We start from the raw sequence: 14,113 nt of genomic DNA on the forward strand, positions 1-14,113 counted from the left end.
GGCACGCAACCGGAGCGTGCCGGCACCAGCCGAACCGCGCGCTCAGACCCCGGCGCAAAGGCGCGCGCGGGCTTCGGCGTACTCGCGCTTGAGGCGGGCGACCACTTCAGCCGCCGGCCGCACCGCATCCACGACACCGATGCCCTGCCCGCAGCCCCAGATGTCCTTCCACGCCTTTTTGGCGCCATCGCCGAAGTTCATCTTGCTCGGGTCGCTCTCGGGCAGGTGATCCGGGTCGAGACCCGCGGCGCGGATGGACGGCTTGAGGTAATTGCCGTGCACACCGGTGAACAGGTTGCTGTACACGATGTCGTCCGAGTTGCACTCGACGATGCACTGCTTGTAGGCGTCGCTCGCGCGCGCTTCGTCGGTGGCGATGAACAGCGAGCCGATGTAGGCGAAGTCCGCCCCCATCGCCTGCGCCGCGAGCACCGCCGACCCCGTGGCCATCGAGCCCGACAGCGCCAGCGGCCCGTCGAACCACTGGCGGATTTCCTGAATGAGGGCGAACGGACTCTTGGTGCCGGCGTGCCCGCCGGCACCGGCCGCCACGGCGATCAGGCCATCGGCCCCTTTGTCGATGGCCTTGTGCGCAAAGGTGTTGTTGATGATGTCGTGCAGCACCACGCCGCCCCAGCCGTGCACGGCCTGGTTGACGTCCTCGCGCGCGCCCAGGCTGGTGATGACGATGGGCACCTTGTACTTCTCGCACAGCGCCATGTCGTGCTCGAGCCGGTCATTGCTCTTGTGCACGATCTGGTTGATCGCAAAGGGCGCGGCTGGGCTGTCGGGGTGGGCGGCGTTGTAGGCCGCCAGCGTCTCGGTGATCTCAGCCAGCCAATCGTCGAGCTGCGAAGCGGGCCGCGCATTGAGCGCGGGCATCGCGCCAACGATGCCGGCCTTGCACTGCTCGATGACCAGCTTGGGGTTGCTGATGATGAACAACGGCGAGCCGATCACGGGGAACGGCACGCGTTGCAGCACGGTGGGCAGTCGTGACATGGGGCTTCTCCTCCTCAGAATGCGTCGAGCGCCATGTCGGCGATGGGTGCGTGGCCGGCCACGATGCCGTCGCGCCAGCCGCCGCAGCGGGTCAGGATGTGGTCGGCGTAGAAGCGCACGGTGGCGATCTTGGCACGCATGAACGCTTCGTCACGACCGGCGGCCAGCTCCCGCTCGGCGGCGAGCAGCGCGCGCGCCATCTGCCAGCCCGCCATCAGGTTGCCGGCCAGCATCAGGTACGGCACGCTGCCGGCGTAGGTGGCCACGGGGTCGGCCTTGGCCTGCGCGGCGATGAAGCGCACCACCTCCTCATAAGCCAGCCGCGCAGCCTGCAGGCGCGCCTGCACGGCGCGCGCCGCCTCGCTGCCGCTGGCGGCCAGCGCGGCTTCGGTGGCCTGGACCTGCGCCGCGATGGCTAGGGCCGTCGCTGCGCCATCGCGCGCGGTCTTGCGCCCGACCAGGTCGTTGGCCTGGATGGCCGTCGTGCCTTCGTAGATGGTCAAGATCTTGGCATCGCGGTAGTACTGAGCCGCGCCGGTTTCCTCCACAAAGCCCATGCCGCCGTGCACCTGCACGCCCAGGCTCGTGACCTCGTGGCTGATCTCGGTGCTGTAGCCCTTGACCAACGGCACCATGAATTCGTAGAAGGCCTGGTTCTGGCGCCGCGTGGCCTCGTCCGGGTGGTGGTGGGCGGCGTCGTAGGCGGCGGCGGCCACCGCGGCCATGGCGCGGCAGCCTTCGGTCAGCGCGCGCATCGTCATCAGCATGCGGCGCACGTCCGGATGGTGAATGATCGGCGCCGCACCCGCCACGCTGCCATCGACCGGGCGGCTCTGGATGCGATCGCGCGCGTACTGCACGGCCTTCTGATAGGCGCGCTCGGACACGGCAATCCCCTGCACCCCCACGGCGTAGCGGGCGGCGTTCATCATGATGAACATGTACTCGAGGCCGCGGTTTTCTTCACCGACCAGGTAGCCGATGGCGCCGCCGTGGTCGCCGTACTGCAGCACGCAGGTGGGGCTGGCCTTGATGCCCAGCTTGTGCTCGATGCTGACGCAGTGCACGTCGTTGCGCGCGCCCAGCGAGCCGTCCGGGTTGACGAGGAACTTCGGCACGATGAACAGGCTGATGCCCTTGACGCCTTCGGGCGCCCCTTGCACGCGGGCCAGCACCAGGTGCACGATGTTCTCGGCCATGTCGTGCTCGCCGTAGGTGATGAAGATCTTGGTGCCGAAGATCTTGTAGGTGCCGTCCGGCTGCGGCTCGGCGCGCGTGCGCACCAGCGACAGGTCGCTGCCGGCCTGCGGCTCGGTCAGGTTCATGGTGCCGGTCCAGCGCCCCTCGATCATCGGCGGGATGTAGGTGGCCTTTTGCGCGTCGCTGCCGGCCGTCAGCAGCGCCTCGATGGCGCCGTCGGTCAGCAGCGGGCACAGGGCAAAGCTGAGGTTGGCGGCGTTGAGGATCTCGCCACAGGCCGCCCCGATCGTCTTGGGCAGGCCCTGGCCGCCGAACTCGGCGGGGTGCTGCAGCCCCTGCCAGCCGCCTTCGGCGTATTGGCGAAAGGCTTCGGCAAAACCGGGGGTGGTGCGCACCTGACCATCCTCGAACCAGGACGGGTTCTTGTCGCCTTCCCAGTTCAGGGGGGCGATGACTTCCTCGTTCAGGCGTGCGCATTCTTCCAGCACGGCCTGGGCGGTCTCCAGGTTGGCTTCCTCGAAACCGGGCATCTGCGCGATCTGCTCCAACTGCGCCAGGTGCTCCATCGCAAAGAGCATGTCCTTGACGGGGGCCTTGAAGGTCATGGGGGGTCTCCTAGGGCAAAAAAAGGGCATCCCTCGGATGCCCGTTTGTCGATGACCGAATCAGAGGGCCTGCACCAGCTCGGGAACGGCCTGGAACAGATCGGCCTCCAGCCCGTAGTCGGCCACGCTGAAGATCGGCGCCTCCGGATCCTTGTTGATCGCGACGATGACCTTGGAGTCCTTCATGCCCGCCAGGTGCTGGATGGCGCCGCTGATGCCCACGGCGACATAGAGCTGGGGCGCGACGATCTTGCCGGTCTGGCCGACCTGCCAGTCGTTGGGCGCGTAGCCCGCGTCCACCGCCGCGCGGCTGGCACCGATCGCGGCTCCGAGTTTGTCGGCCAGCGGGGTAATCACTTCGTTGAACTTCTCGGCGCTGCCCAAGGCCCGGCCACCCGAGACGATGACTTTGGCGGCGGTCAGTTCGGGGCGGTCGCTCTTGGCCAGCTCGCTCTTGACGAAAGCGCTCTTGCCGGCATCGGCAACCGCGGCCACCGACTCGACCGCTGCCGATCCACCCGCGCCCGCCGCGTCGAACGCGGTGGTGCGCACCGTGATCACGTGTTGGGCGTCGCTGCTTTGCACGGTGGCGATGGCGTTGCCGGCATAGATCGGCCGCTCGAAGGTGTGCGCATCGACCACCGCGGTGATGTCGCTGAGCTGAGCGACGTCGAGCTTGGCGGCGACCCTAGGGGCCACATTGCGCCCGCCCGCCGTGGCCGGGAAGAGGATATGGCTGTAGCCGCCGGCCAGCGCCAGCACCTGTGCGGCGACGTTTTCGGCCAGGCCGTGGGCCAGCGCGGGCCCGTCGGCGTGCAGCACCTTGGCCACGCCCGCGATCTGGGCAGCAGCCTGGGCGGCGGCAGCCGCCTGATGGCCGGCCACCAGCACATGGATGTCCCCGGCGCCAGCCGCCTGCAGCTTGAGCGCGGCGCCCACCGTGTTGAGCGTGGCCCCCTTGAGGGAGGCGTTGTCGTGTTCGGCGATGACGAGAATGGTCATGGCGGCGTGTCCTTTCCTCAGATGACCTTGGCTTCGTTCTTGAGCTTGTCGACCAGCGTGGCGATGTCGGGCACCTTGATGCCGGCACTGCGCTTGGGCGGCTCGGCGACTTTCAGCGTCTTCAGGCGCGGCACCACATCCACCCCCAGATCGGCGGGCTTGATGGTCTCGAGCGGCTTCTTCTTCGCCTTCATGATGTTGGGCAGCGTGACATAGCGCGGCTCATTGAGGCGCAGGTCGGTGGTCACGACGGCAGGCAGCGACAGCTTGAGGGTCTCCAGACCGCCGTCCACCTCGCGCGTCACCTCGACCGCATCGCCCTGCACCTCGACCTTGGAGGCAAAGGTCGCCTGCGGCAGATCGGCCAGCGCAGCCAGCATCTGACCCGTCTGGTTGGCGTCGTCGTCGATGGCCTGCTTGCCCAGGATGACCAGGCCCGGGGCCTCCTTGTCCACCAGCGCCTTGAGGATCTTGGCCACGGCCAGGGGTTGCAGTTCCTCGTCTGTCTCGACCAGGATGGCGCGGTCGGCGCCAATGGCCATCGCCGTGCGCAGCGTCTCCTGGCACTGCGCCACGCCGCACGAGACGGCCACCACCTCGGTGGCGACGCCTTTTTCCTTTAGGCGCACGGCCTCCTCGACGGCGATTTCGTCGAAGGGGTTCATGCTCATCTTGACGTTGGCGATATCGACGCCGGTGCCGTCAGCCTTGACCCGGACCTTGACGTTGTAATCGACCACGCGCTTGACGGGGACGAGGATCTTCATGCTTGCTCCTGTGGGTGGTGGGGCAGTGACGCCAACTTTACGTTTACGTCAACGTCAACTGAGCGCATTGTAAGGAGGAAACTCCGTCAAAAAACGAACGACCGTTCGTTTTTTTTGGATTATAGGCGGTCATGTGGGGTGTCACAAGCCCCGCGCGCCGCCAGTTGGGGACGCGCGCACATGCAGCACGCGCTGCGGATACGGGATCTCCACTCCGTGCTCGCGGAACAGCTCCAGGATGCGCAGGTTGATCGCCGAGCGCAGGCCGAGCTGGCCATTTTCCGGGTCGGCGATCCAGTAGCCGAGCGTGAACTCCAGCCCGTCGGCGCCGAAGGCCGACAGCGCCGCCAGCGGCCCCGGGTCGCGCAGCACGCGCGGCTGCTCCAGCGCCGCCTGCTCCAGCAACCGGCGCACCAGCGCCACGTCGCTGTCGTAGGCCACGCCAACCACCGTGGACTGCCACACCTTGGGGTCCGAGAGCGAGAGGTTTTCCACCCGCTGCGTGATCAGGATCTCGTTGGGCACGATGGACTCGCGCCCGCTGACCGCGCGGATCACGGTGTAGCGCGCCTTGATGTCGGCCACCACCCCTTCGAAGGTGTCCAGCCGCACCATGTCGCCGATGCGCATGCTGCGCTCGGTCAGGATGACGAAGCCGCTGACGTAGTTGGCCGCCAGCTTCTGCAAACCGAAGCCGATGCCGACGCCAATGGCGCCGCCCAGCACCGACAGCGCCGTGAGATCGATGCCCACCGCCGACAGCGCCAGCATCAGGCCGACGAACAGCAGCAGCGCACGCGCGGCGTTGCTGGCGGCCTTGCGCAGCGACAGCGACTCGCCGGTAGCGTCGCGCAGCAGGCGCGCCTCGATCGCCGAGGACACCCACAGCGCCACGATCAGCACCGCGCCGGCCGACAGCAGCCCCTCGATGAGCGTGCGCACCGAAAGCTGGGTGCCGCCCAGCTTCCAGGTGACCTGGTCCAGCTCCGTCAGCACCACCGGCAGCAGCCCGGTGATCCACGCCACCGCCGCCAGCCACGCCAGCCACGAGACGGTGCGCTCCACCGGCCGCAGCCACGCCGCGCCCTTGAACGCGACCTCCAGCACCTTGACGCCGATGCGGATGACCACCAACGCCATCAGCGCCGGGATGACGACGTGCCAGACCGCGCGCGGCGCCCACAGCAGCGTCAGCGCGCGCGCGCCGTAGGCCAGCACCAGCAGCAACAGCGGGAACAGCACGCCGTCGACGCCGCGGCGGCCGAACCAGATCGAGCGTTCCGCATCGGGGTTGAAGGCACGCTGCAGCGCGCGCACCACGAGCCAGGCCAAGCCGACACACAGCGCCAGCGCCGCCAGCTCCAGCAGGGCGCCGGGCTGCGCAAACGTCTGCAACCAGGAGCCGAGGTCGTCGATCGGGGCCGGCGCGGCGGGGCGGGCCATCGCTCAGCCTCCCGCGCGCCAGGCCGGCGCGCGCTTCTCGATGAAGGCCTGCACGCCTTCCTGCGCCACCTCGTGCATCATGTTGCAGGCCATCGTCTGGCCGGCGAGCTGGTAGGCGGCCTCGATGCCGGTCTCGCGGTGCTGGTAGAACACCGCCTTGCCCATCGCGATCGCCACGCGCGGCTTGGCTAGGATCGCCACCACCAGCCGCTCGACTTCGGCGTCCAGCGCATCCAGCGGCACCACGCGGTTGACCAGGCCGCGCTGCCGCGCCTCCTCGGCACTGATGAACTCGCCGGTCAGCAGCATCTCCATCGCCACCTTGACCGGCACGTTGCGCACCAGCGGCACGCTGGGCGTGGCGCAGAACAGCCCGACGTCGATGCCGTTGACGCCGAAGCGCGCCTCCTGCGCGGCCACCGCCAGGTCGCACTGCGCCACCAGCTGGCAGCCGGCCGCCGTCGCCAACCCCTGCACACGCGCGATCACCGGCACCGGCAGGCGCTGGATCTGCAGCATCATGCGCGAGCAGCGCGCAAAGAGCTGCTGGTAATACTCCAGCCGCGGGTTGGCGCGCATCTCCTTCAGGTTGTGGCCGGCGCAGAAGGCCTTGCCGGCCGCAGCGATGACGAGCACGCGCGCGCCCTCGTCGGCAACGATCTCGTCGAGCTTGGTCGACAGCGCGTCCAGCATCGCTTCGCTGAGCGCGTTGAAGGCTTTCGGGGTGTTCAGCGTCAACGTGTGCACGCCGCGCGCATCGCGCGCGTGCAGCAGGATCGGCTCCTCGCTCATCGATGGGTCTCCTCGGCTGTGGAGGGCGGCCACCCGGGGCGCGCCCTTCGATCGAATCACAGGTCGGCCAGCACGCGCACGTGTGCCTCCACGCTGCGCGCCAGCGCGCTCAGGTTGTAGCCGCCTTCCAGCACGCTGACGATGCGGCCCTTGGCGTGGCGGCGCGCCACCTCCTTGATGCGCTGCGTGATCCAGACGTAGTCCTGCTCGACCAGCGCCAGCTGACCCAGGTCGTCCTCGCGGTGGGCGTCGAAACCGGCGCTGATCAGGATCAGCTCCGGGCGGTGCGCCTCCAGCCGCGGCAGCCACATCATCTCGATCAGCTCGCGCACGTCCATGCCTTTGGTGTAGGCCGGCACCGGCAAGTTGACCAGGTTGGCGTCGTCGCGGTGGTCCCACTCCGGGTAGTAGGGGTGCTGGTAGAAGCTGCACATCAGGATGCGCTCGTCGCCGGCGACGATGTCCTCGGTGCCGTTGCCGTGGTGCACGTCGAAGTCGACGATGGCCACGCGCTTCAGCCCCAGCCGCTCCAGCGCCACCTTGGCCGCCACCGCCACGTTGTTGAAGAAGCAGAACCCCATCGCCCGGTTGCGGCAGGCGTGGTGCCCCGGCGGGCGCACGGCGCAGAACGCATTGGCCAGCTCGCCACTCACCACGGCCTCGGTGGCGTCGATCGCAGCGCCGGCGGCGGCCAGGGCGGCCTCCCAGGTGTGGGGGTTGAGCGCCGTATCCGGATCGACGGAGAGCGTTTGTGGCCCGCCCGCCGCGATGGCATCACGCAACTCATCGCTCAAACCGCGGATGGCGGCGACATGCAGCCGGTCGTGGGCCAACTCCAGCTCGGCCGCCGAGGCCAGGGTGGCGGTGCGCTGCTCCAGGGCATCGAGCAGGCCGGTGATCAGCAGGCGGTCGTCGATGGCCCCGAGCCGCTGGGGGCACTCCGGGTGGCCGGGTCCCATGTCGTGCCGGGCGCAGGCGGGGTGGGTGTAGTAACCGGTCGGTTTCATGGCAGACGGGTTTCGGGGCGACGCGCCGCAGCGCTTTCCGGTATCGTCGGGGCATGACCGCGTACCGGCCCCTCATTGCCTCCTTGATGCATCAGCTTACCACGGTCATCGTGGGCAAGGACAACACCCTGCGCGACGCCGTGACCTGCGTGCTGGCGGGCGGCCATTTGCTGATCGAGGACCTGCCCGGCGTCGGAAAAACGACGCTGGCGCAAGCGTTGGCGCGCACGCTCGGGCTGCGGTTTGCACGGGTGCAGTTCACGGCCGACCTGATGCCCAGCGATTTGATCGGCGCTTCGGTGTATGACCGGGTGCGGCAGGATTTCGTCTTCCACCCCGGGCCGTTGTTCACCCAGGTGCTGTTGGCCGACGAGATCAACCGCGCCAGCCCCAAGACCCAGAGTGCGCTGCTGGAGGCGATGGAGGAGCGCCAGGTCAGCGTCGATGGCGCCACGCACGCGCTGCCGCGGCCGTTCTTCGTCATCGCGACGCAAAACCCCTTCGAGCAATTGGGCACCCACGGCCTGCCCGAGTCGCAACTGGACCGGTTTTTGATGCGGCTGTCGCTCGGCTACCCCGGCCGCGCGGCCGAGCGCGCCCTGCTGCGAGGCGAGGACCGCCGGCAAATGCTGCAGCGGCTGCCGGCGGCGCTGGATTCCGAGGGCTTGCTCGGCTTGCAACAGGCGGTGGAGGCGGTGGCGGTGAGCGACCCATTGCTGGACTATCTGCAGGCGCTGCTGGCCGCCACGCGCGAGCCGCGCTGGTTTGCCCACGGCCTGAGCCCCCGGGCCGGCCTGGCGCTGCTGCGCGCCGCCCGCGCCCGGGCGCTGGTGCAGGGCCGCGATTACGTGGCCCCGGACGATCTGCTCGACGTGCTGGTCCCCGTGGCCGCGCACCGGCTCACACCCGCGGCAGGGGCCGGACGCGATGCGGCGGGCCAATTGCGCGCACTGGTGCAAGCCCTTCCCCTGCCTTGAAAGCGCCCATGGCCCAGCCCCGCGCTCTGGTGCGAAGTCCGCTGGCGCGGCTGCGTGCCTGGTGGATGGCACGGCTGCCCGCGACCGCCGAACATGCGCTGACCCACCGCAACCTGTATGTGCTGCCGACCCGGCCCGGCTGGACGCTGGCGCTGACCCTGCTCCTGCTGCTGGTGGGCAGCATCAACTACCAGCTCAACCTGGGGTATTTGCTGACCTTTCTGCTCGCGGGCCAGGCGGCGGTCGGCGTATGGGTCGCGCACCAGAACCTGCGCGGCCTGCGCCTGGGGGTGGGCGTCGAGGGCGAAGCATTCGCCGGCCAACCCGTCCGAGTGCGGATCGATGTGCACAACCCGGGGCGCCGCGCGCGCTGGGCCCTGAGCTTGCGCTGGGCGCGAGCGGATGCGGACGCGGCGGTGATCGACCTTCCCCCTGGCGAGACGCTGAGCGTGGCCCTGCCCCTGGTGTTTACCACACGGGGACGGCAGCCCCTGCCTCCGCTGTCCATCGAGACCCGCTACCCGTTGGGCGCTTTTCGCGTCTGGAGCTGGTGGCGCCCGGCCGGCACGCTGACCGTCTACCCGGCGCCGGAGATCGACGCCCCGCCGTTGCCCGGTGCAGCGGCGACGGACGGCCTCACACCTCCCGCGCCGGTGGCTCCCAGCGCGGCACCCGCCCCGGTGAGCGACGACTTGCCGGACGCCGTGCGGCCCTACCGCGCCGGCGATGCCCCCGCACGGGTGCTGTGGAAGAAGGCCGCCCGCAGCGACGGTGACCCCAGCGGCTGGCTGGTGCGCGAGGCCGCGCACCAGCAGACCACGGCCGCGCTTTGGCTGGACAGCAGCACCTGCGGACTGCGCGATACCGAGGCCCAACGCGGGCGCCTCTGCGCCTGGGTGCTGCAGGCCGACGCCCGGGGCCTGCGCTATGGGTTGCGGCTGCCTGACCTGACGGTGCAACCGGAGCGCGGCCCCGCCCACCGCCGACACTGCCTGGAGGCCCTGGCGTGCCATTGACCCCCCCACCTTCCCGCCAACCGAACCTCCGATCCCCGCTCGGCAGGCGGCTGGACCTGACGTCCCAGCCGCGGGAGACGCGCGACACCTTGTTTCTGCTCGGCGTGATCGGCGCGATCGTCGGCATGCAGGCCGGACACATCCCGGCCTGGACGACTGCCCTGGCCGCCGTCATACTGGTTTGGCGCGGCTGGATCGCGTGGCGCGGCCGGCCGCTGCCGGGCTGGCCGTGGCGGCTGGCGCTGACCCTGGCGGCCGCAGGCCTGACGGTGGGCAACCACCGCACCCTGCTGGGACCGGAGGCCGGCGTCACCCTCATCGTGGTGCTGCTAACGCTCAAGACGCTGGAGATGCGCGCCCGGCGCGACGCCTACGTGATCTTTTTCCTGGGGTTCTTCACGCTGTGGACGCCGCTGTTGCGCTCGCAATCGCTGCTGACGGCGCTGGGCATCGGTCTGGCGGTGTGGGGGCTGCTGACCGCGCTGGTGCTGGCCCACCTGCCCCACGGCCGCCCGCCGCTGTGGCAGGCGGCGCGCACGGCGGGCGGCATGGCGCTGGCGGGCGCGCCGATCATGGCCCTGCTGTTCGCGCTGTTTCCCCGTCTGCCCCCGTTGTGGGGCATCCCCACCGACAGCACCATCGGCCGCAGCGGGTTGTCGGGGCAGATGCAAGTGGGCGATGTGGCCCAGTTGGCGCTGGATGAGCGGGTCGCGCTGCGGGTCGCCTTCCCCGACGGGGCTCCCCCACGCGAAGCGCTGTATTTTCGGGGGCCGGTGCTGCGGGTGTTCGATGGCCGGCGTTGGCGACCGCTGCACGGCCCGGATGCGGCCGGCGGCGTTCCCCCCACGCTGTCGCTGCAGGACACGTCGGGCCGCTTTCAGCCCACCGGCCCCGCCCTGCGCTACCAAGTGACGATGGAGCCGAGCCTGCGCCCCTGGCTGCTGACGCTGGAAGCGACCGCCTCGGCCCCGGTGATCACCGCCGCCGGCGCTGGTGCAGGTGGTCTGTCGCCGCAGGCGACGGCGGACCGGCAGTGGTGGCTGCCGCGCCCGATCACCGACGTGCTGCGCTACGAGGCCGTGGCCCACCCCGCGCACCGCAGCGGCGCCGACGCTGCGCGCCTGGCGCTGCAGGTGGATCGGGAACTGCCGCCGGGCTACAACCCCCGGACGCTGGCATGGGCCCAGTCGCTGCGGCGCGAGCTGGGCGAGCCCCCCGCCCCAGTCCTGGTCGAAGCCGTCTTGCGCCACCTGCGCGAGGGCGGTTACCGCTACACGCTGGAGCCGGGCGTCTATGGCCGCGACACCGCGGACGAATTCTGGTTCGACCGGCGGGCTGGCTTTTGCGAACACATCGCATCGGCCTTCGTCATCGCCCTGCGCGCGCTGGACATCCCGGCGCGGGTGGTGACCGGCTACCAGGGCGGGGAGTACAACCCCATCGACGGGCGGTGGACGGTGCGGCAGAGCGACGCCCACGCCTGGGCCGAAGTCTGGCTGCCGGACGCCGGCTGGGTGCGCATCGACCCCACCGCCTATGTCAGCCCCGACCGCACGGCGGCCGGCGAGCGGCTGCGTCCGCCCCCGGGACTCATCGCCACCGCCATGGTGCGGGTCGATCCGGCCCTCTTGGACCGCATGCGCGCTGTCTGGGACGCGGCCAACCAGCGCTGGAACGACTGGATTTTGGACTACGGCCCCACCCGCCAGCTCGATCTGCTGCGGCGGCTGGGGCTGTCGGCGACGGACTGGCAGGATGCGGCGCGGCTGCTCGGCAGCGTGGTCGCCGCCATGGCGGCGGTCGGCGTGGTCGCCCTGCTCTGGAGCCGGCCACGGATGGACCGCTGGCACCGGCTGCTGGTCCAGGCCGCTCGGCGTTGGGAGTGCGCCGGCGTGCCCCGCCCGCGCCCGCTGACCCCCGCCCGCTTGAGCACCGCCATCGCGCAGCGGTTGGGGGACGACCCCGACGGGGTGTACCCGGCCTGGGCCGAGTGGCTCGCAGCGCTCGAGGCGTCGCGCTACGATCCCGCCTGGTCCCGCTCCACCGATTCGACGATGCCGACGCTCACCCCCCTCGCCCGCCGCCTGCGCGATCTGCCCCCGCCCCCCGCGCCAGACGGCGGACGACGGCGCCGTCTGCTGGGTGCCGCGTGGATGCTGGCCGTGGGAGCCGGCCTGGGGCTGCCGCCGGCACCGGCGCTCGCGCGCAGCAAGGCGGGGCCAGCCCATCAGGCCGCGGCCGCCTCGTATGCCGAGCGCGCGGATGCCCGCGCCCTGGCCGACGCCATCGACGCCGCCGAGGCCTGGAACGATGGCTGGGCGCGCCGCTGGATTGCCCGGGCACGGCACGACGCGCGCGCCGCGCAACAGGTCCTGCCGCCGCCGCCCGCGGCGTTCAAGGATTGGGCGGCCTACCGTGCCCGGTTCGTCGAGCCGCGGCGCATCGCGGCCGGTGTTCGCTTTTGGGACGAGCACCGCACGGCGCTGGCGCGCGCACAGGCCGAATACGGTGTGCCGGGGTGGTTGATCGTCGGCATCATCGGGGTGGAAACCCTCTACGGCCAACACCTGGGCCGCCACCGGACACTGGACGTGCTGACCACGCTGGCGCTGGACTTCCCCACCCAGCACCCGCGCGCCGCCGCCCGGCAGGCGTACTTTCAGGGGGAACTGCGCGCCTTTTTGCGGCTGGCCCGGCTGTCCGGCGCCGCGCCTGACGGATGGCGCAGCAGTTACGCCGGGGCGCTCGGCTTGCCACAATTCATGCCCAGCAGTTGGCTGGCCCACGCGGTGGACTTCGATGGCGACGGCCGCATCGACCTCACCGCGAGCGCGGAGGACGCCATCGGCTCGGTTGCCCAATTTCTGCGCGCGCACGGCTGGCAACGCGATCTGCCTGCGCGCTATGGTGTGACGCCACCGCCCCCCGGTGAGGCACTGGCCGCCTTGCTGGCGCCGGACATCCGGCCCACGTTCACGCTGGACGAGGTGCGCACGCTCGGCGCCCGGCCGGCGGCGGAGGCGGAGGGTCACACTGGCCTGCTGGCCCTGGTGGAGCTGCAAAACGGCGATCCCGCCAACGGTGGCGCGCCCCCGACCTACGTATTGGGCACCGAAAACTTCTTCGCCCTCACCCGTTACAACCAAAGCAGCTACTACGCGATGGCGGTGCTGGATCTGGGTCTGGCGGTCGAGCGTGCGCGGCAGGCGCGCTGATGCGCACGGGGGGTGTCGCGCCCGGGTCTGGTCTGCACGGCTTCCGGGGGTTCCCCTGACGGGCGCGCGGGCGGTCGCGCGCTACCATCGGTGATCCATTCGTTGATCCCGAGCAGAGGAGACTCCATGCGCATGATCCGCCAACTGGCCGCTGCCCTTGGCATCGGTGCCGCTTTGTTCGCCAGCACCGCCGCCGCCCAGTCGACACAGTTCATCAACGTCCTGACGGGCGGGCAAAGCGGCGTGTACTACCCCGTCGGCGTCGCTCTGTCGCAGATCTACGCCAAGGAGGTCCCCAACGCCCGCAGCACGGCCCAGGTCACACGCGCCTCGGCCGAAAACCTCAACCTGCTGCAATCGGGGCGCGGCGAAGCCGCCTTCACGCTGGCCGATGCGCTGTCCGACGCCTGGAAGGGCAATGAGGAAGCCGGTTTCAAGCAAAAGCTCGACAAGCTGCGCGGCATCTCGGGCCTGTACAACAACTACATCCAGATCGTGGCCAACGCCGACTCGGGCATCCGCACCCTGGCCGATCTGAAGGGCAAGCGGGTCTCGGTCGGGGCGGCACGTTCTGGCACCGAGCTCAACGCGCGCGAGATCCTCAAGGCCGCCGGCCTGTCCTACAGCGACCTGGCCAAGGTGGAGTACTTGCCCTTCGGCGAATCGGTGGAGCTGATGAAAAACCGCCAGCTCGACGCCACGCTGCAGTCCGCGGGCCTGGGGGTGGCCTCCATCCGCGACTTGGCCACGGCGATCAAGATCGTGGTCGTCCCCGTACCCGCCGATGTGGTGGCCAAGGTGGGCGACCCGGCCTACCAGCCCGCGGTCATCCCGGCCAACACATATACCGGCCAGACCGCGGATGTGCCGACGGCGGCCATCCCCAATTTTCTGGTCACCCATGCCGGCGTGCCCGAGGATGTGGTTTACCGCATGACCAAGGCCATGTACGACAACCTGGACACCCTGTACGCGGCCCACAACGCCGCGCGCGCCATCAAGCGCGAGAATGCGCTCAAAGGCATGCCGGTGCCGCTGCACCCCGGCGCCGAGCGTTACTACCGTGAGGTCGGCCTGCTGAAGTGAT

General features: G+C 70.0%; 11 protein-coding genes. 4 read left to right on the forward strand and 7 right to left on the reverse strand.

Annotation, left to right across the window (positions count from 1 at the left end; genetic code table 11):
* Positions 1–42: 42 nt before the first annotated feature.
* The 7 genes from ACK4TH_RS00670 to ACK4TH_RS00700 all read right to left on the reverse strand — a co-directional run bounded on the left by ACK4TH_RS00670 (position 43) and on the right by ACK4TH_RS00700 (position 7,818).
* Positions 43–1,002, reverse strand: a complete 960-nt coding sequence (locus ACK4TH_RS00670; protein WP_409621206.1) for an NAD(P)H-dependent flavin oxidoreductase — start codon at positions 1,000–1,002, stop codon at positions 43–45.
* A 14-nt stretch (positions 1,003–1,016) separates the two neighbouring features.
* Positions 1,017–2,807 carry an acyl-CoA dehydrogenase gene (locus ACK4TH_RS00675; protein ID WP_409621209.1) on the reverse strand — a complete coding sequence of 597 codons (1,791 nt, stop codon included), beginning with the start codon at positions 2,805–2,807 and terminating at the stop codon, positions 1,017–1,019.
* Between the two features lie 60 nt (positions 2,808–2,867).
* A complete protein-coding gene (locus ACK4TH_RS00680) occupies positions 2,868–3,809 on the reverse strand; it encodes an electron transfer flavoprotein subunit alpha/FixB family protein (protein WP_409621212.1) in 942 nt (313 codons plus the stop codon).
* Between the two features lie 17 nt (positions 3,810–3,826).
* The gene (locus ACK4TH_RS00685) at positions 3,827–4,576 is read right to left on the reverse strand and encodes an electron transfer flavoprotein subunit beta/FixA family protein (protein WP_409621215.1); all 750 of its coding nucleotides are present in this window, start codon (positions 4,574–4,576) and stop codon (positions 3,827–3,829) included.
* Positions 4,577–4,717: 141 nt separating this feature from the next.
* On the reverse strand, positions 4,718–6,019 hold the full coding sequence (locus tag ACK4TH_RS00690; protein ID WP_409621218.1) for a mechanosensitive ion channel family protein: 1,302 nt from the start codon (positions 6,017–6,019) through the stop codon (positions 4,718–4,720).
* Between the two features lie 3 nt (positions 6,020–6,022).
* A complete protein-coding gene (locus ACK4TH_RS00695; protein WP_409621221.1) occupies positions 6,023–6,811 on the reverse strand; it encodes an enoyl-CoA hydratase in 789 nt (262 codons plus the stop codon).
* Between the two features lie 56 nt (positions 6,812–6,867).
* Positions 6,868–7,818, reverse strand: a complete 951-nt coding sequence (locus tag ACK4TH_RS00700; RefSeq protein WP_409621223.1) for a histone deacetylase family protein — start codon at positions 7,816–7,818, stop codon at positions 6,868–6,870.
* Between the two features lie 86 nt (positions 7,819–7,904).
* Here ACK4TH_RS00700 and ACK4TH_RS00705 point away from each other — a divergent pair, with 86 nt between their 5' ends.
* The 4 genes from ACK4TH_RS00705 (at position 7,905) to ACK4TH_RS00720 (ending at position 14,112) form a co-directional block, all read left to right on the forward strand.
* A complete protein-coding gene (locus tag ACK4TH_RS00705) occupies positions 7,905–8,795 on the forward strand; it encodes an AAA family ATPase (RefSeq protein WP_409621642.1) in 891 nt (296 codons plus the stop codon).
* 8 nt (positions 8,796–8,803) lie between these two features.
* Positions 8,804–9,811, forward strand: coding sequence for a DUF58 domain-containing protein (locus tag ACK4TH_RS00710; RefSeq protein WP_409621226.1), 1,008 nt, complete (start codon positions 8,804–8,806; stop codon positions 9,809–9,811).
* Positions 9,802–13,026 carry a transglutaminaseTgpA domain-containing protein gene (locus ACK4TH_RS00715; RefSeq protein WP_409621229.1) on the forward strand — a complete coding sequence of 1,075 codons (3,225 nt, stop codon included), beginning with the start codon at positions 9,802–9,804 and terminating at the stop codon, positions 13,024–13,026. The genes ACK4TH_RS00710 and ACK4TH_RS00715 overlap by 10 nt, the downstream gene beginning before the upstream one ends.
* A 126-nt stretch (positions 13,027–13,152) precedes the next feature.
* Positions 13,153–14,112 (forward strand): TAXI family TRAP transporter solute-binding subunit, encoded by a 960-nt coding sequence (locus tag ACK4TH_RS00720; protein ID WP_409621232.1) that lies wholly within the window; start codon positions 13,153–13,155, stop codon positions 14,110–14,112.
* The last annotated feature ends 1 nt before the right edge of the window (position 14,113 follow it).

It is taken from the genome of Tepidimonas sp., assembly GCF_046292505.1.
Classification (GTDB): Bacteria; Pseudomonadota; Gammaproteobacteria; order Burkholderiales; family Burkholderiaceae_C; genus Tepidimonas.